Below are 18,972 nucleotides of genomic sequence, written 5' to 3' on the forward strand. Positions count from 1 at the left end.
AGCCATGATCTACATCGCCATGATCATGACCATGTCCCGACGACTCACCCGCAACACAGACCAGTGACATCAGTTCTCAGACGCCCTCTCAGGGAATTCCGGGGTCGTCATTCGGGGCTTGTGCCGGATGTCCTCACCCGCGAACCGGACAAAGCTGGACGCATGTCGCACCTGCTTGTCCGGAAGCTCCGCCCGACCGCGTGGACTCGTCCGCTGCAGATCGCCACCGTCGTCTGCTCGCTGGTCTTCACCGTCGGCACGATCCTGCAGAACTTTCTCATTATCGACCTCGACATGCTCCGCCTCGCACTGCAGTCGGCCGGGGCCAGCGCGTCCGACGCGCCGGGATTCCTGATCGGGCTTCGCACCGTCGGCTGCCTCTACATCGTCGGCAACGCGGTCGGCCTGCTCGCGCTGCGGGGCCGGACGTGGACGTTCTGGGTCGTCGTGGCCGTCAACGTCACCCAAGCCGCCGGTGTCTTCGCGATCCCGCCCGCGGTCTTCGACGCCTCTGTAACCCTGTACGGACCAGCCGGAATCCTCCCGTCAGTGATCACCGACGGCGGCGCGGCCCTGCTCGCCCTGGCCTTGCTCGGCAGTCTCGTCGCTTTCCGGACGCCGTGGGCACAACGCCGGGACTGACCGCCTTACTCGACCTCGACGTCCGACAGCTTCGCCAGCACGCCGCCGTCCGGATCCAGTTCGCGTTCCACCTCGACCAGCCGGGCCGTGGCCCGCTGATGCGCGCTGCGTCCGCGCGGCGCGAGATACACCCGAACCCGCCGCCGGTCCTCCGCGTCGACTTCGCGGTACGCCGCCGCGGTGGTGACCAGCCGGTCGACCACGCGGGTCAGCGTCGGCCCGGTAACCAGCGTGTGCCCGGCGAGTTCGGTCATCGTGAGGCCGTCGCCCCCGGCGAGCGCGTCCAGGACCAGCCAGCCGTCGAGGGACAGTCCCTCTTCCTTGAGCAGTGGCTCGATCCGCAGGGTGACCGCACGTGCGGTGCGGGTGAGGGCGCGGATCAACGACGCCTCGGCCGCCTGTGCCTGCCTCATCGCACCCGTCCTCGTTCCCGCCCTTGCGCAAATGCCTCCGCATTGTAAGACTTCCAAATGGAAGCAAGTCAACCGGCAAAGAAGCCCGGAGCCGGCATGGGACTCGGAGTCGCCAGCCGCGCGAGCGCGTTGCGCGTCGCGCTGGTCGTCCCGCTGCAGGGACCGGCGGGCCTTTTCGGGCCTTCGTGCGAGGCGATCAGCGAACTCGCGGTCCGGGAACTCAACGACGCGGGCGGAATCCTCGGCCGCGAGGTGACGCTGGAAGTCGTCGACGGCGGTGCGCCCCCCGCCCAGGTCGCGTCGTCCGTGCGCCGCCTGGTCGACGCGGGCGAGATCGACGCGGTCACCGGTTGGCACATTTCCTCAGTCCGCAACGCACTCGCGCCGGTGCTCGCCGACCGCGTGCCGTACGTATATACGTCGCTCTACGAAGGCGGCGAAAGTCGTTCTGGCATATACTGTTCTGGCGAAGTCCCGCGCGTGCAGATCCAGCCCGCGTTACGGTGGCTGCGCGACAACTGCGGCGCGCGCAGCTGGTTCGTGGCGGGCGACGACTACGTGTGGCCGCGCGGTTCCGCGAACGCGATCCGGCGCTACGCAAGGGAACTCGATCTCCAGATCGCCGGAGAAGCGTTCGTCGGACTCGGTTCGGGCGACATGGCGCGGCTTGTCCGCCGGGTCGAAACGTCGGCGTGCGACGGCGTTCTCATGCTGTTCGTGGGACAGGACGCGGTCCGCTTCAACCGCACGTTCGCCGCGCGCGGCCTCCACGAGCAAATGCTGCGCTTCAGCCCGTTGATGGAAGAAAACATGCTGCTCGCCAGCGGAGCCGAGGCGACCCGGAACCTCTTCGCGTCCGCCGCGTATTTCCGTTCCCTCGTCACCGCGGACGCGATGGACCTGCTCGGCCGTTACGTCCGCCTGCACGGCCCGGCCGCGCCGCCGCTCAACAACGCGGCCGAATCCTGTTACGAGGGCTTGCATACGCTCGCCGAACTCGCCCGCCGCGCGGGCACTCCGGACATGCGCGCGCTGAACGCCGCCATCGACGGCGTCGCCTACGACGGACCGCGCGGCACCGTCGAATTCCACGGCCAGCAAGCCGCCCAGCACGTGCACCTCGCCGCCGCGAGCGGCTGCGACTTCGATCCGATCACCCGGCTCTGACCCGCCGGCGTTCCGGTCTTGACGGCCGCCGTCCGTCCATTTATTTTCACTTGACAGTATTTCATCTGGTACCAACTGAGGAGCGTGCGATGAACAACGTCGGCCTGCTCTACGTCGGGGCGGTACTGCTGGTCAACGGGCTGATGCTGCTCGGGCGAGTGCCCGCGCGGTCGGCCGCCGCGCTGAATCTGTTCGTGGGCGGGCTGCAGTGCGTGACGCCGACGGTGCTGATCATCCAGGCGCACGGGGATTCCGAAGCGATCCTCGGCGCGTCCGGGCTGTTCCTGTTCGGCTTCACCTATCTGTACGTCGGCATCGCGAATCTCGCCGGGCTCGAACCCGAGGGCATCGGCTGGTTCTCGCTGTTCGTCGCGGGCGCCGCGCTCGTCTACGCCGGCATCGCGTTCTGGCGGCAGCACGATCCGGTGTTCGGCGTCATCTGGCTTTCCTGGGCCCTGCTGTGGGGCCTGTTCTTCCTCGTGCTCGGGCTCGGCCGCGAGGAGTTGACCCGGTTCACCGGCTGGACGACCGTCCTGTTGAGCCAGCCGACCTGCACGCTGCCCGCGTTCCTCGCGCTCACCGGCGGCTACCGCTCCACCGCCACCACCGCGCTCATCGCCGCGGCGGTCGCCGTCCTGCTCGTCGCGCTCGCCGCGGTGCTCGGATTCCGCGGCCAGCCCCGCTCCGTCCACGACCGCGCAGCGGCCGCGGCCTGACCATCCCATCAGAAGGAGAAATCCCATGCGACACGGTGACATTTCCTCGAGCCCGGACACGGTCGGCGTCGCGGTCGTGAACTACAAGATGCCGCGGCTGCATTCGAAGGCCGAGGTGCTCGACAACGCGCGCAAGATCGCCGACATGGTGGTCGGCATGAAGAGCGGCCTTCCCGGAATGGACCTCGTCGTCTTCCCCGAATACTCGACGCAGGGGATCATGTACGACGAGCAGGAAATGTACGACACCGCCGCGACCGTCCCCGGCGAGGAGACCGCGATCTTCTCCGCCGCCTGCCGCGAGGCCGACACCTGGGGCGTTTTCTCGATCACCGGCGAACAGCACGAGGACCACCCGGACAAGCCGCCGTACAACACCTTGGTGCTGATCGACAACCACGGCGAGATCGTGCAGAAGTACCGGAAAATCCTGCCGTGGTGCCCGATCGAGGGCTGGTACCCGGGCGACCAGACGTACGTCACGGACGGTCCGAAGGGTCTGAAGATCTCGCTGATCATCTGCGACGACGGCAACTACCCGGAAATCTGGCGGGATTGCGCGATGAAGGGCGCCGAGCTGATCGTCCGCTGCCAGGGCTACATGTACCCGGCGAAGGACCAGCAGGTGCTGATGGCGAAAGCCATGGCGTGGGCCAACAACTGCTATGTCGCGGTCGCCAACGCTGCCGGATTCGACGGCGTGTACTCGTATTTCGGACACTCCTCCATCATCGGTTTCGACGGCCGGACACTCGGCGAAACCGGCGAGGAGGAGTACGGCATCCAATTCGCCCAGCTGTCGCTTTCGGCGATCCGCGACGCACGCGAGTACGACCAGTCGCAGAACCACCTGTTCAAGCTGCTGCACCGCGGTTACTCGGGCGTGCACGCGGCCGGTGACGGCGACAAGGGCGTCGCGGATTGCCCGTTCGAGTTCTACCGCACCTGGGTCACCGACGCGCAGAAGGCGCAGGAGAACGTCGAGGCCATCACGCGTAGCACCGTCGGCGTCGCCGAATGCCCGGTGGGCGAGCTGCCGGTCGAAAAGACCAAACAGGCCTGATTCTCGCTGGCTGCCGGTTTCGGTTTTCGGTTCAGGGAAAGGACACCATGCCGTTCATCACCGACAGGTACCACGACCAGAACCGGAACCGGCAGCCAGCCGCTCCGGCACCCGCCCCCGTTTCGCCCGCCCCGGACACTCCCGACTCTTTGGCTCAACGCCTGCGCGGCCGCGTCCTCGGCCAAGACCCCGCCATCGACGCCGTCGTCCGCGCTATCACCCTGGCCCGCGCCGGAGCCACCGAACCCGACCGTCCACCCGCGACAGTCCTGCTTCTGGGCCCCACCGGCGTGGGCAAAACCGAACTTGTCCGCCAAGTCGCCGCCGCGCTCCGGTCCGGCCCGGACGACCTGTGCCGAGTGGACATGAACTCCCTGGCCCAAGAACACTATGCCGCCTCTTTCAACGGCGCCCCGCCCGGATACGCCGGGAGCAAGGAAGCCTTCACCGTCTTCGACCGATCCACAGTGGAGGGTGACCCGTACACCCCCGGAATCGTCCTCTTCGACGAGGTCGAGAAGGCCCACCCCACGGTCCTGCGCGCCCTCTTAGGCGTCCTGGACAACGGAATCCTGCGCCTCGCGAACGGCCAGGAGAAGATCTCCTTTCGCAACAGCTACGTCTTCCTCACCTCGAACCTGGGCTCCAAAGACCTGGCCCGCCGCCGAGGCTCCCGCTGGCGCTCGCTCCTGGACCGCGGCCACACCCGCCGAACCGTCGTCGACAAAGCCCTGCAGTCGTTCTTCGACCCGGAATTCCTGAACCGCATCGACGAAACGGTGATCTTCGACGAACTGGACCGCACCACCATCGAACAAGTCGCCCGCCTGGAAACCGACCTGCTGCGCTCAAGGCTGCGCCGCCGAGGCGTCGACCTCCAGGTGGACGACTCCGCCATCCACCTCCTCGCCGTCGAAGGCTTCGACCCGATCTACGGCGCCCGCGGCCTGCGCCGAACCCTCCGCACCCACCTGGCCGCCCCCGTAGCCGCGGAAATCATGCGCGTACGCCCCACCGGCACCTCCCCCCTAAAGATCACCGCCACCGCCGCGACCGGAACCATCCGCGCGACCGCCACCGATCCGGAGTCTTGACGCCGCGCGACCGCCTCTCTAAGTTCTCCGGACATAGGACGTCGGACATCCCATGTCCGGAGCGAGAGGCGGTCCCCCGGTGCTCCCGAGAACAGTCACGCTTGCGCTCGCCGCAACCCTCTTGAGCCTCACCCCTGCCCCACCCGCCAGCGCGAGCGGCACCTGCACGTCGTCAACCCCGTTCGTCTCAGGAACCGAGGGCTACCACACCTTCCGCATCCCAGCCGCAGTCCGCGCCGCGAACGGCTCGCTGATCGCCTTCGCCGAAGGCCGCCGCGACTCCCCCGGCGACTCCGGTGCGATCCACACGGTCGCCAAAACCTCCCGAGACGGCGGCTGCACCTGGGGCGACCTGCGCGTAGTAGACAGCAACGGCGAAGCCACCGCCGGAAACCCAACCCCAGTACTGGCCCGCAACGGCGACCTGGTGCTGCTGACTGTCCACAACGGACCCGTCAGCGAAAAAGCCATCATGTCCGGCACGGTGTCCCCGCAAGACACCCGCCGGGTCTTCGTCCAGCGCAGCCCCGACAACGGCCGCACCTGGACCCCAGCCCGCGACATCACCGCCACGACGAAACTGCCGACCTGGCGCTGGTACGCCGCCGCCCCCGGCCACGCGACCCTCCTCAACCACGGCCGCTACGCAGGCCGAATCATCGTCCCCGCCAACCACTCCAGCGCACCCCCCGCGGGTTCGGCAGACTTAGGAACCGAAGCCAAGTACTACGGCGGCCACGACCTCTACAGCGATGACAACGGCCGCACCTGGCACATCGGCTTCACCGACGACCCCGCCGACGGCGTCCTCGCCCCCAACGAAACCACCGCCACTGAGCTTCCGGACGGCACGGTGTATTTCTCCAGCCGCAACCAAGGCTCCGCCCCAGAACACCGCCTAGACGCGTACAGCACCGACGGCGGCCGCACTCTGACTCGTCCCTACCAAGTGCAACCAACCCTGTCCGGCCCGAAGGTAGAAGGCAGCGTCCTGCAAACCGCCAACCGCCGCGTACTCCTCTACTCAGGCCCGTCCGATGTTTCGGTCCGCCACACCATGCAACTCCGAACCAGCTCCGACGGCGGCAAAACCTGGCACCCGGGGGAGATTCTCGCCAACGCCCCGGCGGGCTACTCCGACCTGGTACAACCAGACCGCAACACCATCGGCGTCCTGTTCGAAACCGGCGACACCAGCGCCTACGAAAAGATCGAATTCCGCCGAGTTTCCCTTTGACGCCGCCCGCTCCCCGGTAAAATCGCCCGCATGACGGACCCGTGGCTACGCCGCTTCCACCCCGCCGACGACGCCCCCGCCCGTTTGGTGTGCCTGCCGCACGCAGGCGGCGCGGCCCCGTTCTTCCACCCGCTGTCGAAGGCGCTGTCCCCAGCCGTCGATGTCCTGGCGGTGCAATACCCCGGCCGCCAGGATCGCATGGCCGAACCCGCCCTGCGCACCATCGAGGCCCTGGCCGACGGCATCACGCAAGCTCTCCTGGCGTGGCTGGACCTCCCGACAGTCCTGTTCGGCCACAGCATGGGCGCGACGCTCGCGTACGAGGTAGGCCTCCGTTTGGAGGAACGAGGCACACCCCCAGAAGCAGTAGTGATCTCCGGCCGCCGAGCCCCGTCCCGCCTGGTGAACGACCAAGTCCACCTCCAAGACGACGACGGTTTGCTGTCCGAAATCGAAGGCCTGGCAGGCACCGACCCGAAGGTGCTGCGAGACCCGGAACTGCGAGAACTGTTCCTGCCAGCCCTGCGCGCGGACTACACGGCCATCGAGACGTACCGCTCGAGCCCAGGCCCGCTCGCCGCCCCCATCCACGCCCACACCGGAGACGCCGACCCCCACGCCCCGGTGTCGGACGTCCAAGCCTGGTCGGCACACACCCGAGGCGACTTCACCCTGACCACGTATCCGGGCGGCCACTTCTACCTGGTGGACCACGCTCCGGCGATCACGGATGCTCTCCTGAAGCTGACAACGAGCGGCTTCTAGCCCCTCTTCCGCCTGGCTCCCGCCTTGGCCCACCACAGACCCCGAGCCGGTTCTCCGCACCCACCTCTGCCTGGCTCCCGCCTTGGCCCACCACAGACCCCGAGGCGGTCCTCCGCACCCTCTTCTGCCGGATGTTCATCGCCAGGCCCATCACCGGTGCCGAGCCGATATGGCCTTCCGCCGATCGGCCCACCTGCGCCGCAGTACACGACCATCCGCCCGCCTGCCCGTAGATCGGCCCGCCTGCGCGGTACACGGCCATCCGTCAGCCTCCCGCTGCCAGCCATTGGTGCCTCTCCTCGCCGCTCCGCCGACCAGCCCCACTGCAAGCCGCACGCGCTCGTCCGCCGACCCCCTTTGCCCGATCCACTGGCTTCTCCCACTGCCCCTCCGCCTGCCCCAGCATCAGCACCTCTCGCCGCTCCTCCACCGCTCACCCTGTCCCGGCGCCGCCTTACCCCCGGGCACCAACCAAGCCCACGCCACGGCCCGCCCGGTCTCACCCGCCGCCCGAGATGCCACCCCGCCAGAGGTTCCCGCGCCGCCCCGTAGGCTGCCGATCATGGAATTGCGCAGGATGTTCGCCGGTTTGGGCCGCAGCAAGGCATTCGCCGCGTTCGGCCAAGCGATGATGCCCGCCGACCGCCTGCTCCTCCGCATCAGCGGCGGCCGCCTGGGAGTCGGCGCGGCAGTCGGACTGCGCACCCTCCTGCTCACCACGATCGGCCGCACCAGCGGCGAACCGCGCCAGGTCCCGCTGCTGTACGTCGAGCGCTCCGGCGGGTACGTCGTGATCGGCTCCAACTGGGGCGGAGAACACCATCCCGCCTGGACGGCAAACCTCCTGTCCCACCCCGACGCGACAGTCTCCGTCCACGGCCGCACCCTCCCCGTCCGAGGCCGCCTCCTGAAAGACGCCGAACGCCAGGAAATGTGGGACGCCGTCGCCTCCTACTGGCCCGCCTACGACCGCTACGCCGAACGCGCCGCCCACCGCGAAATCCGGGTATTCCTCCTGGAACGCACAAACCCAGCCGCCTGACCGGACCTATTTCGTTCCGAGTCCGCCGGTTTTCTCCGGTCGCCCGGTCGATCCGCCCTCCGCCGAGCCCATCGTCCCGGTCCAGGCGCACCAACCTAGCGGAGCCGCGCGGCGATGCCGTCCAGCAGACATTCGAGACCCAGCTCGAACTGTGCGTCCTCAGCCGCTGCCGCGGCCACCTTCCGCGCGTCAGCAGCGGCATCCGCACCCGCCGGCTGCCCCGTTCCAGCAGCACCTTCCGCCTGACCAGCAGCAGCCCCAGCCCGACCAGCCGCGGCACTCCCAGCCCTGCCCGCCCCGGCAGCTCCAGCCCCGCCTGCCTCGGCGACCGCCTGACCAAGCCCAGCCGATTCGGGACGACTCCCGCCCCCTCGACCAGCTCCGGCCTCGCCCCGGCGAGCCTCCGTCGCCCGCGCAGAGCCAGCCACGTCGCGACCCGCCTCAGCCACCCGGTCAGCCTCTCCGGCCTCCGCAGCCGACCCGACGGCCGATCCACCGCCACCAGCCACCCGGCCGGACTCGTCCGGCTCCGCGCCTGATCCGGCACCACCGGCACCACCGGCACCACCGTCGCCGACCTCGGCCGTCTCGTCAGCCGCGTCGTGCCGCTCGGCCAGAAAGCTCTCCAGCACCCGCACGAGCAACGGATACGGCCCGTCCTCCGACACGACGTCGCCGAACCAGGCCCGCGCCTGCCGCTGCACGTCCACCACGTCGACGAACGCGTTGCGCTGCCACATCGCCCGCTCTTCCGCCCACTGCAGCGCCTGCCCGGTGACGTATCCGTCGAGCAGCCGGGCGTACCCGAGCGCTGACGAGAGGTCCTGACCCAGCCGATCGAACGTCGCCAGCACGAACTCGGTCCGCCGGCTCGCGTTCGGCCCTGCCGGAGGTCGCTGATGCACGAGCCGCGCGTACCACGGATGCCGCTTCGTCATCGTCCACGTGCCGACCGCGACAGCCGTCAGCTCGCCCCGCCAGTCCTCGCCCGGGACTTCCGGGGTGTGCACCTCGCTGTTCGCCAAGTCCAGCATCAGGTCCACCAGACCGTCTTTGCTGTGCACGTAGCGGTACAGCGACATCGGCGTGGACGCGCCCAGCTCCTTCGCCACTGCCCGCATCGTGAGCGCCTCCGCGCCGCCGTGGTCGGCCAGGCGCACGGCCGCGTGGACGATGTCGACTCGCCCGAGACCCCATCCGCGTTCCGGCGGTTCAGGCAACAGCCAAATCGGCGGTGTCGGCCCTTGATCTCCCATTCATCTCCCTGTCTCCAGCCCGCTTGCGTACATAGTACACCGTCATGTACAACGTACACAAGATGTACAACGTACACGACCCTGGGGGTTGAGAAATGACTGCACGAATTCCTGTTCTGATCTGCGGCGGAGGGATCGCCGGGCTCACCGCGGCGCTGCTGCTGCACCGCGAGGGCGCGGCGCCGGTACTGGTGGAAAAACACGCCGGCACGTCCCCGCAGCCGAAAGCACGCCGGTTCAATCCGCGCAGCACCGAGGTGTTCCGCCTGCTCGGCCTCATGGACGAGGTCGAGCGGGCCAGCGCACCGCTCGCGTCGTTCACCGGGATGCTCTCCGGCACGACGCTGGCCGACGCGACCTGGCCAAAGGTCACCGACACCTTGCGCGAACGGCTGAACCAGCACGCGAAAATGCCCGACCTCAGTCCCGCGCCGAGCGTGCTGTGCCCGCAGGACGTGCTGGAACCGGTGCTGCGGCAGGCCGCTGTCGAGCGCGGCGTGTCAGTCCGGTTCGGCACCGAACTGGTGTCGTTCGAGCAGGACGACGCCGGGATCACCGCCGAACTGCGCCCGGCCGACGGCGAGCCGTACCAGGTCCGCGCCGAATATCTGATCGCGGCGGACGGCGCGCGCAGTCCGATCCGCACCGCGCTCGGCATTACGCGCAGCGGGCTCGGGCACCTGGCCGACAATCTCGACGTCTGTTTCCGCGCCGATCTCGCCGAGCTCGTCCGGGACAAACCGTTCAACCTGTGCCAGATCGAAAACCCAGCCGCTTCCGGCGCTTTCGTGTCGGTCAACGGCACCGACCGGTGGCTCTTCTCCACCTCCGACTTCCCCGGCTCGGAATCGCTGGACGAGGACGGCTGGCGCGAGCTGCTGCGCACCGTCGTCGGCGTGCCGGACCTCGAGGTCGAGGTGCTGAGCCGGATTCACTGGGAGTCCGGGATGTACGTGGCCGACCAGTTCTCCTCGGGCCGGGTCTTCCTGGCAGGCGACGCCGCGCACGCGATGCCGCCGATGGCCGCCGCGGGTGCGAATACCGCGATCGCGGACGTAGCCAACCTCGCCTGGAAGCTCGCCGCGGTGCTGGCCGGCACAGCGAAGCCCGCCCTGCTCGACACCTATCACGCCGAGCGATACCCGATCGGGTACGCGACGGCGGAGTTCTCCAGCATGGCCAGCGGCCATCTCGGCACCATGATCGCCACGATCACCAGCGACGACGCACCGCGCATCGACCCGCTCGCCGCGCTGTTCGGCGTGCAGTACGAACACGGTGCGTTCGTCCCGGACGGACGCGGTCCCGCACCGGAAGACCGGTACGGTCCGGCCGGTCGTCCAGGCACCCGAGTGCCCCACGCTTGGCTCGACGCCACGACGTCCACAGTGGACTTGGCGGGCCCCGGCCTCGCCTTGCTCACCGGACCGGACAACGTCCGCTGGACAGCCGAAGCCGACCGGCTGGGCCTCCCCCTCGTTCCGATATCGGACGAGGCGTGGCTGGCCGAGACGGAGCTGCCTGCCGACGGTGCGCTGCTGCTCCGGCCGGACGCTGTCGTCGGCTGGCATTCCACGTCGGAGGTCCCGCTTGCCGATGCCTTGTCCCGCCTGCTCAAGACCACCGTGGAGGCAACCGTGTGATCACTTCGGCGGTGCCCGGGGTCGCCCGCCCCGCGCGCCGGACCTGCCACACATTCGACGCGAGAGAGGAGCATTGATCGGACACATCTGGAAGCGCGGACCCTCGATGCCGGTATCTGCCAGCCCGCTTCGGCATCGACCGGTTGCGATCCGCCGCTGTCCCTCCAGGTTGAGCCGCGCGACCGTGCCAGCCCGCACCCACCCGCGGCCCGCGCCTGACGGAGATTGCATCCGCTGATGACAGCGACAGCGAGGATTGCTTCTTGCACGCGGAGCGAGCGTTGCTGCGGCCCGCGCCAACCGGAAGCCAGAGAGGCATGGCCGGGCCGAGGAAGAGCACCGGAGCGGCGATCAGCTGCGCTTCGCACCGGGCGCCTCAGCGGATCGCGCTGCTCGCCACGGAGGCGATCACCGCCGAGGTTCTCGCGTCTGCGGCGCTTGACGTCTCGGACCGCGCACAACCATCCACAGCCTGCGTTAGGAGGACGCTCGCCAGCAATCCGCACTACCGTCCGCGACCGCTCTGCGATCGGCACTTCGGGAGCCTGCACCAGCGTGCGCTTGCTTCCGCGGCGGCCCACAACTGATGGCCGTCGGGTCAAGCGACCTGCGCTTGCAGCGTCACCGCAGGCGTTCCGAGCCGAGAGCAGACGATTCGAGCCGCCGTCGTCAGCAGTCCTCACCTCACACAGCCCAGCTGCGCCGCCGCGGTCGCAAGCACCGTCACGTCAAGAAGTTGTCCTGGGGAGCCGTCGAGCCGAGAAATCCGCGTCAAAAGCCCCCGCGCCGGGGCGGCCCGTAAGCACCACCCGAATCAGGATCCGAACAAGAACCCATCAGGAGGCAAGAAACCGATGACGACCCTGCTCACGCGAACCGGGACGGGTCTCCCGCCCCATGCCGCACGACCTCCGCCTCGCCGGAGGAGAAGTCGATCACCGTGGTGGGTTCCACGCCGCAGTCGCCGGAGTCGATCACGGCGTCCAGGACGTGGTCGAGTTCTTCCTTGATCTCCCAGCCCTGGGTGAGGGGCTCGCCGGAGTCGGGCAGCAGCAGTGTGCTCGACAGGATCGGCTCGCCCAGTTCGCCGAGCAGTTCCTGGGTCACCACGTGGTCGGGGATCCGCACGCCGACGGTCTTCTTCTTGGCGTGCAGCAGCCGCCGCGGGACTTCCTTCGTCGCCGGGAGGATGAACGTGTACGCGCCGGGCGTGCTGGCCTTGATCGCGCGGAACACCGCGTTGTCGATGTGCACGAACTGGCCGAGCTGGGCGAAGTCCTGGCAGACGAGCGTGAAGTGGTGCCGGTGGTCGAGCTTGCGGATGGTGCGGATCCGCTCCATCCCCTGCTGGTTGCCGATGCGGCAGCCGAGCGCGAAGCACGAGTCGGTCGGGTAGGCGATGAGCCCGTCGTCGCGCAGCAGGTCGACTACCTGGGCGATGGCGCGGCGCTGCGGGTTCTGCGGGTGCACGTCGAAGTAACGGGCCATTGCCCGAGCTTAGGCGTGCCCGCCGGGCCGGGCGCGCGGGCTCTCCGCGGGCCGGGCACAGTGACGGGCGAGGAGGTACGTCCGTGCATGCTCTCTGGTCCACCGGCGAACAGTGGGAACTGCTGCCGCCGGTGCTGCTCGCCCTGCTGCTGAGCACTGTGATCGGCATCGAGCGCGAGGTCGGCAACAAGCAAGCCGGCCTGCGCACGCACACGCTGGTCGGCGTCGGGTCGGCAGTGTTCATGCTGGTGTCGAAATACGGCTTCGCCGATTTGCTCGGCATCGAGCACGTCGCGCTCGATCCGTCGCGGATCGCCGCGCAGATCGTGTCCGGCATCGGGTTCGTCGGCGGCGGGCTGATCTTCGTGCGCCGCGACGCGGTGCGCGGCCTCACCACCGCGGCGACGGTCTGGCTCGCCGCGGCCGTCGGCGTCGCGTGCGGTGCCGGGCTGCCGGTGCTGGCCGTCGCGACGACTGCCGGACTCGTGGTGATCACTCGCGGATTCCCGCCGCTTTCCCGGTTCGTCGCGCGCCATCGGCGGCAGCCGCCGATCCTCCGGTTGAGTTATGCCGACGGGCACGGCGTGCTGCGGGCCGTGCTCGCCACTTGCACCGATCGGGGCTGGGCCGTCCACCGGGTGGCGGTCGACCGCGAAACAGTTTCCGAAGAGGGGCAACGGATCGCGGTCGTCACGTTGCAGTTGCAGGGGCGCGGCGATCTTCCCGAACTCACCGCGGAACTGGCCGAATTGCCCGGCGTGCGAAGCACCGCGACGGGCACCGAAGACCCGCTCGAAGATTGACCCGCCCCGGGCTCACACGGATCGCCGGACTTCAGGCACACTGGAGGCAGTGCGGAAACCCCGGTGCGGCAAGAAAAACGAGCGCCGAGGAGAAACCATCCAAATGGGAGGTGAGAGCATGGCCCCCGGCGGTGGCGAGGACCTGATGTCCGTCCGGCCGTCCTTCGACTCGGCGTGGCGCGGCTATCAGCGCGGCCAGGTCGAAGAATTCGTCACGTGGGTCGAGGCGGAATTCCGGCGCCTGGCCGCGGAACGCGACGCCGCGGCACAACAGGCGGCCGAACTCGCCGAGCGCAATCGCGAACTGCGCGCGACGGTCGACCGGATCAGCCGCACCCCCATCGAGCCGGACGCATTGCAGGAACGCTCCCGCCGGATGGTCGAGCTGACGCGCGAGGAAGCCGCGGAGATCACCGCCCGCGCGGAGGACACCGCCGCGCGGATCATCGCCGACGCCAAGGCGGAAGCCGTTCGCCTCACCGAAAAAGAACGCGCGCTCGTCGAAGCCGTCTCCGCGGACCGCGTACAGCAACGGCAAGAACACGAAGACCTGCTGCGCCGCGCAGTCGAAGAACGCAAGGCCGCGGACGAGGCGGCGGCGAAAGAACGCCGACGGCTCGAAGAACACCTCACGCGCACATTGGCCGACCGCCGCACCGACGCACTCCGCGAAATCGCCGACCGCACCGCCACCGCCCGCGCCGAAGCCGACACGCACGTCCGCCAAGCCACCGACCATGCCACCCGAATCGTCGCCGACGCCGAACAGCGGGTCGCCGAGCTCACCGCTGTCCAGCAACGAGTCAAGGCCGCACTGCGCGGCGCGCGCGAACTGCTGGCGACCGCGAACGCCGACCTCGCGCCGGACGGCACACCCGTACCGAACCAACGACGGACCTCCGCGCTCACCGAAGTCACTGAGGCCGCCCCGACCGGCTGACCACCAGTCCTCACCAGTCACCGAGGCCGCCCCGACCGACTGGCTGACGTCGGCCCCCGCCAGCCGCCGAGGCCGCCCCGACCCGCTGACCACCAGCCCTCGCCAGCGCCGGGGCTACTCGGCGGGCAGTCATCGCTGAAGCCACTTCGTGCCGAACCAGCGCCCCCGCACGTGCGCGCTTATCGAAGGCATCGAGGGCACCGGCTTAAGACCAGCCTTGGACACGCTGCGGGTTGCGAAAGGCTGGTGGCCACCGCGAATGCCACCTCGCTGAACCAGTGCCTCCACATGTCCGTGCTTATAGAAGTCACCGGGGTGATCCGCACCTGGTGAACCCGGCCGTGGACCCGCCGCTGGGCCTGAGTGCCGCCCGGGGCCGGACAGCGCCCGGTGGCGAACCAAGGCCGCGGCTCCGCGCGCCGGAGTCACTGAGGTCAGCACCACCGGCTGAACACCGGACTCGGATACGCCGGGTGGGTATACTCGGTAGTGAACCAACGGGGATGCCGAGAAAAAGGGACGATGTGCGATGACCGGCTACGGCAGTGAACGAGAGGCCTACCTCAAGCGCCTTCGCCGGATCGAGGGGCAGATCCGCGGCCTGCAGCGCATGGTCGAGGAGGACAAGTACTGCATCGACATCCTGACCCAGGTGTCCGCGGCGACGAAGGCGTTGCAGTCCTTCTCGCTGGAACTGCTCGACGAGCATCTGGCGACCTGCGTCGTCCAGGCGGCGGCCGCAGGTGGGGAGGAAGCGGACCTCAAGGTGCGCGAAGCTTCCGACGCGATCGCTCGGCTGGTGCGTTCCTGACGTAACTCCCACCGGGTTCCGCAAAGCGCGGGGTAGCAGTAATCGGACGTTGTTTCGGGACCGTGCGTCGACGTGTCCAATGCCGGAGGGAAGCAAGTCCGGAGTCCGTTACGCGGACAGTGCTGACCGACGCCCGCTTGATGCGCTATTGAGGCAAGCCCCGGCTGGTTCCATGGTGCGCGGCTGTCGGTAAGCCTGGCGTACTCAGCGCCCGAGCAGTCCGGTGTTCTCAGCGCACAGAGCAAGGCTCCAGTGACCAAGCAGATCAGCCCCCGGCGATCCGTAGCCGCCAAAGCGCAAAGCCAGCGAACACGAAACGGGCCAGCAGCGGAAATCCCGCCACTGGCCCGTCCTCAGGGCACATCACGCAGCCCGGAACCGTCGCAACCGGAGGCTGTTCGAGACCACGAACACCGACGAGAACGCCATCGCGGCACCCGCGATCATGGGGTTGAGCAGGCCGAACGCCGCCAGCGGCAGAGCCGCGACGTTGTAGGCGAAAGCCCAGAACAGGTTTCCCTTGATCGTGCCGAGCGTGCGCCGGGCCAGGCGGATCGCGTCGACTGCTGCGCGCAGGTCGCCTCGGACCAGGGTCAGGTCGCCTGCCTCGATGGCCGCGTCCGTTCCGGTGCCCATGGCCAGGCCTAGGTCGGCTTGGGCGAGAGCGGCTGCGTCGTTGACGCCGTCACCGACCATGGCCACGACTCGGCCTTCGTCCTGCAGTCGCTTCACCACGGCTACCTTCTCCGCGGGCAGCACTTCGGCCACTACCTCGGTGATGCCTGCGGCGTCGGCGATGGCATGCGCTGCGCCTGCGTTGTCGCCGGTCAGAAGCACGGGACGCAGTCCCAGCGCCTGAAGTTCGGCGACAGCTTGCGCAGAGGTCGGCTTGATCGTGTCCGCGACCACCAGCACGCCTCGTGCCACGCCGTCCCAGGCGACGAATACTGCCGTCGCGCCTTGGTCTTCCGCTGCGGTCCTGGCCTTGATGAGGTCGTCGTTGACCTTCACACTCCAGTCGGCCAGGAAGGCGGCGCGGCCAGCTAGGACAGCTGCACCTTCCACAAGACCCGAGACGCCTAGGCCCTCGGTGTTCCGGAACTCTGTCGCCGTCGGGAGGTCACCGACTCGTTCGCGGGCACCGTCTGCGATCGCTTTCGCGATCGGGTGCTCCGAAGCGTGCTCGACTGCCCCGGCATAGCGCAGCAGTTCGCGCTCCGTGATGCCTTCCCCGACGTGGACGTCCACCAGGCTCATTCGCCCGGTCGTGACGGTCCCGGTCTTGTCGAGCACCACGGTGTCGACGCGGCGAGTGGATTCGAGCACCTCCGGGCCCTTGATGAGAATCCCCAGCTGCGCGCCGCGGCCGGTGCCGACCAGCAGGGCGGTCGGGGTCGCGAGGCCAAGGGCGCATGGGCAGGCGATGATCAGCACGGCGACTGCGGCGGTGAACGCTTCGGTGACGTTTCCGCTGGTCAGAAGCCAGGTGATCAGCGTGCCCAGGGCCAGGACCAAGACGATTGGCACGAATACCGCCGAGACGCGGTCGGCCAGCCGCTGCACTGCGGCCTTGCCGTTCTGTGCTTCTTCGACGAGCCGGGCCATCTGTGCGAGCTGCGTGTCCGCGCCGACGCGGGTTGCGCGTACTGCGATCCGACCGCCGACGTTCACCGTCGCGCCGGTCACGCCGTCACCCACTGCGACCTCGACCGGGACGGATTCCCCGGTGATCATGCTGACGTCGACTGCTGAGCCACCGTCAGTGACCACACCGTCGGTGGCGATCTTCTCGCCGGGCCGCACCACGAACGTGTCGCCGACCCGCAGCTGTTCGACCGGGATTCGCTGCTCGCGACCATCGCGAAGGACCGTCACGTCCTTGGCGCCAAGTTCGAGCAGGGCTCGGAGCGCGGCACCGGAGCGACGCTTGGACCTCGCCTCGAAATAGCGGCCGGCGAGGATGAACGTGGTGACGCCCGCCGCGACCTCGAGGTAGATGTTGTCGGTCCCGGATCCCCCGGACACGCTGAACTCGAAGCCGTGCCGCAGGCCGGGCATTCCCGCCATGCCGAAGAACAGCGCGTACAGCGACCACAGCGTGGCGGCCGAGACGCCGAGCGAGATCAGCGTGTCCATCGTCGCCGCGCCGTGCCGAAGGTTCGTCCACGCGGCGCGGTGGAACGGCCACGCTCCCCAGACCACCACCGGCGCGGCGAGCGTGAGCGACAGCCACTGCCAGTTCGTGAACTGCAGCGCGGGGACCATCGCCAGCACGATCACCGGCACCGTGAGGATCGCCGAGTAGAGCAGCCGGTCGCGCAGCGGCCGCGTCTCGTCCTGCTCGGGCTCTTCAGGCTTCTCCGACTGCGGCGTTTGCGCGGTGTAACCGGTCGCTTCGACGACGCCCACCAGGTCGTCGACCGAAACGGTGGAGGGGTATTCGACGTGCGCCTTCTCGGTCGCATAGTTGACGCTCGCGCTGACGCCCTCGACCTTGTTGAGCTTCCGCTCGACCCGAGCAGCGCACGACGCGCAGGTCATCCCGCCGATGGCGAGTTCGACTGACTGCACGGGGGCTGGTGTCGTGGTGCTCATGTCACTCCTTTTTACGCGACGACCTGGTAGCCGGCCTCAGCGACGGCGGCCTCGACGGCCTCGCGCGAGATCGGCTCCGCACTGGTGACCTTCACGGCGCCGGTGGCGAGGTCGACGTCGACCGTCTGCACGCCGGTCAGGCCGCCTACCTCCTCTTTCACCGATCCGACGCAGTGTCCGCACGTCATGCCCTCGACGGTGTAGGTCGCTTCAGTCATCGCCACACTCCCTATCGTGCTCCTTGCTGATAGCTCCTTTATACCCCTAGGGGGTAGCAGTACGCCAGGAGACCCTGTGGTGAACCGGGTTACCCGCCGGGAGAGACTGCAAGGATGCGGAAGATCTACGCGATCGGGATCGGCGCCGGCGACCCGGAACACCTCACGGTGCAGGCAGTCGACCGGCTCAACCGCGTCGACGTGTTCTTCGTGCTCGACAAGGGCAGCGCGAAAGCCGACCTGGTGCAGCTGCGTCAGGAGATACTGGAGCGGTTCGTGAGCCGGCCGGGGTATCGCGTGGTGAGCGCCAAGGACCCGGACCGCGACCGGAAGCCTGCCGACTACCGCACCGCGGTCGCCGACTGGCACCAGCTCCGCACCGACGTCTACGAGCAGCTGATCCGCGAAGAACTGGCCGACGGCGAGACCGGCGCGTTTCTCGTCTGGGGCGATCCGGCGCTGTACGACAGCACTATCGCGTTGATCGAGGCCGTGCTGGCGCGCGGGAATGTGGCGTTCGACTACGAGGTCGTGCCGGGGATCAGCAGCATCTCCGCACTGGTCGCACGCCATCGGACGACGATGAACCAGATCGGCCGCGCCGTGCAGCTGACGACCGGTCGCCGGTTGGCTGACGGCTGGCCGAGTGACGCTGATGACGTCTTCGTGCTGCTCGACGCGCACACCACGTTCGATCAGTACGCGGGCCAGGGGTTGTGGATCTATTGGGGCGCGTACGTCGGGACTCCGGACGAGATTCTGCTGTCCGGTCCGTTGGATGACGAACTGGCGACGAAGATCCGGGAGACGCGGGCCGCGGCTCGGGAGCGGCACGGGTGGATCATGGACACGTACTTGCTGCGTCGACCAGAGTGAGGATGGCGGGCCGTTTTCCCGGCCCGCTTGTTTCTGGGCATGAAAAAAGGGCGGGGCTCCGGGAAAACCTTTTCAGGTTCTCGACCGGGGCCCCGCCCCTTTTTCTATGTTAAGTTCGGCGGTGTCCTACTCTCCCACAACCCTTCGGTTGCAGTACCATCGGCGCAGTCAGGCTTAGCTTCCGGGTTCGGAATGGGACCGGG

18 protein-coding genes and 1 rRNA gene are annotated in these 18,972 nt (G+C 68.4%); 13 read left to right on the forward strand and 6 right to left on the reverse strand.

Translation table 11 applies throughout. From position 1 onward, the window contains the following. Positions 1-162: 162 nt before the first annotated feature. Positions 163-642, forward strand: coding sequence for a hypothetical protein (locus tag ABZX37_RS47050; protein WP_354750850.1), 480 nt, complete (start codon positions 163-165; stop codon positions 640-642). A 5-nt stretch (positions 643-647) separates the two neighbouring features. Here ABZX37_RS47050 and ABZX37_RS47055 read toward each other — a convergent pair whose 3' ends face one another. Further along, the gene (locus ABZX37_RS47055; protein ID WP_354750851.1) at positions 648-1,055 is read right to left on the reverse strand and encodes a MarR family transcriptional regulator; all 408 of its coding nucleotides are present in this window, start codon (positions 1,053-1,055) and stop codon (positions 648-650) included. 96 nt (positions 1,056-1,151) lie between these two features. Between ABZX37_RS47055 and ABZX37_RS47060 the strand changes: the two genes are divergently transcribed. The 7 genes from ABZX37_RS47060 to ABZX37_RS47090 all read left to right on the forward strand — a co-directional run bounded on the left by ABZX37_RS47060 (position 1,152) and on the right by ABZX37_RS47090 (position 8,139). After that, positions 1,152-2,222, forward strand: a complete 1,071-nt coding sequence (locus ABZX37_RS47060) for a substrate-binding domain-containing protein (protein ID WP_354750852.1) — start codon at positions 1,152-1,154, stop codon at positions 2,220-2,222. 89 nt (positions 2,223-2,311) lie between these two features. Continuing rightward, the gene (locus ABZX37_RS47065) at positions 2,312-2,938 is read left to right on the forward strand and encodes an AmiS/UreI family transporter (RefSeq protein ID WP_354750853.1); all 627 of its coding nucleotides are present in this window, start codon (positions 2,312-2,314) and stop codon (positions 2,936-2,938) included. Positions 2,939-2,963: 25 nt separating this feature from the next. Beyond that, complete coding sequence (locus ABZX37_RS47070) at positions 2,964-4,001, forward strand: aliphatic amidase (protein ID WP_354750854.1); 1,038 nt, start codon at positions 2,964-2,966, stop codon at positions 3,999-4,001. A 47-nt stretch (positions 4,002-4,048) separates the two neighbouring features. Then, complete coding sequence (locus ABZX37_RS47075; RefSeq protein WP_354750855.1) at positions 4,049-5,095, forward strand: AAA family ATPase; 1,047 nt, start codon at positions 4,049-4,051, stop codon at positions 5,093-5,095. A 79-nt stretch (positions 5,096-5,174) separates the two neighbouring features. Then, entirely contained in the window at positions 5,175-6,332 is a 1,158-nt protein-coding gene (locus tag ABZX37_RS47080) for a sialidase family protein (protein ID WP_354750856.1), read from the forward strand. A 30-nt stretch (positions 6,333-6,362) separates the two neighbouring features. Continuing rightward, complete coding sequence (locus tag ABZX37_RS47085; protein WP_354750857.1) at positions 6,363-7,097, forward strand: alpha/beta fold hydrolase; 735 nt, start codon at positions 6,363-6,365, stop codon at positions 7,095-7,097. 562 nt (positions 7,098-7,659) lie between these two features. Continuing rightward, a complete protein-coding gene (locus ABZX37_RS47090; RefSeq protein WP_354750858.1) occupies positions 7,660-8,139 on the forward strand; it encodes a nitroreductase family deazaflavin-dependent oxidoreductase in 480 nt (159 codons plus the stop codon). A 95-nt stretch (positions 8,140-8,234) separates the two neighbouring features. Here the strand turns inward: ABZX37_RS47090 and ABZX37_RS47095 are convergent, their stop codons facing one another. Next, the gene (locus ABZX37_RS47095; RefSeq protein WP_354750859.1) at positions 8,235-9,395 is read right to left on the reverse strand and encodes a TetR/AcrR family transcriptional regulator; all 1,161 of its coding nucleotides are present in this window, start codon (positions 9,393-9,395) and stop codon (positions 8,235-8,237) included. A 95-nt stretch (positions 9,396-9,490) separates the two neighbouring features. Here ABZX37_RS47095 and ABZX37_RS47100 point away from each other — a divergent pair, with 95 nt between their 5' ends. Next, positions 9,491-11,038, forward strand: coding sequence for an FAD-dependent monooxygenase (locus ABZX37_RS47100; RefSeq protein ID WP_354750860.1), 1,548 nt, complete (start codon positions 9,491-9,493; stop codon positions 11,036-11,038). A gap of 867 nt (positions 11,039-11,905) precedes the next feature. Here the strand turns inward: ABZX37_RS47100 and ABZX37_RS47105 are convergent. Beyond that, positions 11,906-12,526, reverse strand: coding sequence for an L-threonylcarbamoyladenylate synthase (locus tag ABZX37_RS47105; protein ID WP_354750861.1), 621 nt, complete (start codon positions 12,524-12,526; stop codon positions 11,906-11,908). 83 nt (positions 12,527-12,609) lie between these two features. Between ABZX37_RS47105 and ABZX37_RS47110 the strand changes: the two genes are divergently transcribed. From ABZX37_RS47110 to ABZX37_RS47120, 3 genes are all read left to right on the forward strand, one after another. Then, a complete protein-coding gene (locus tag ABZX37_RS47110) occupies positions 12,610-13,329 on the forward strand; it encodes an MgtC/SapB family protein (protein ID WP_354750862.1) in 720 nt (239 codons plus the stop codon). A gap of 118 nt (positions 13,330-13,447) precedes the next feature. Beyond that, positions 13,448-14,269, forward strand: coding sequence for a DivIVA domain-containing protein (locus ABZX37_RS47115; RefSeq protein WP_354750863.1), 822 nt, complete (start codon positions 13,448-13,450; stop codon positions 14,267-14,269). Between the two features lie 529 nt (positions 14,270-14,798). Continuing rightward, positions 14,799-15,080 (forward strand): metal-sensitive transcriptional regulator, encoded by a 282-nt coding sequence (locus ABZX37_RS47120; protein WP_009081418.1) that lies wholly within the window; start codon positions 14,799-14,801, stop codon positions 15,078-15,080. Positions 15,081-15,443: 363 nt separating this feature from the next. Here the strand turns inward: ABZX37_RS47120 and ABZX37_RS47125 are convergent, their stop codons facing one another. Together ABZX37_RS47125 and ABZX37_RS47130 are read right to left on the reverse strand one after the other, a co-directional pair. Then, positions 15,444-17,675, reverse strand: coding sequence for a heavy metal translocating P-type ATPase (locus ABZX37_RS47125; protein WP_354750864.1), 2,232 nt, complete (start codon positions 17,673-17,675; stop codon positions 15,444-15,446). Positions 17,676-17,686: 11 nt separating this feature from the next. Further along, complete coding sequence (locus ABZX37_RS47130) at positions 17,687-17,893, reverse strand: copper ion binding protein (RefSeq protein WP_354750865.1); 207 nt, start codon at positions 17,891-17,893, stop codon at positions 17,687-17,689. A gap of 114 nt (positions 17,894-18,007) precedes the next feature. Here ABZX37_RS47130 and cobF point away from each other — a divergent pair, with 114 nt between their 5' ends. After that, positions 18,008-18,769: a precorrin-6A synthase (deacetylating) gene (cobF, locus tag ABZX37_RS47135; protein ID WP_354750866.1), complete on the forward strand. Its 762-nt coding sequence runs from the start codon at positions 18,008-18,010 to the stop codon at positions 18,767-18,769. 113 nt (positions 18,770-18,882) lie between these two features. Here cobF and rrf read toward each other — a convergent pair. Then, a 5S ribosomal RNA gene (gene rrf / locus ABZX37_RS47140) occupies positions 18,883-18,972 on the reverse strand; the annotation flags it as partial.

The organism is Amycolatopsis sp. NPDC004079 (genome assembly GCF_040610415.1).
Lineage (GTDB): Bacteria > Actinomycetota > Actinomycetes > Mycobacteriales > Pseudonocardiaceae > Amycolatopsis > Amycolatopsis halotolerans.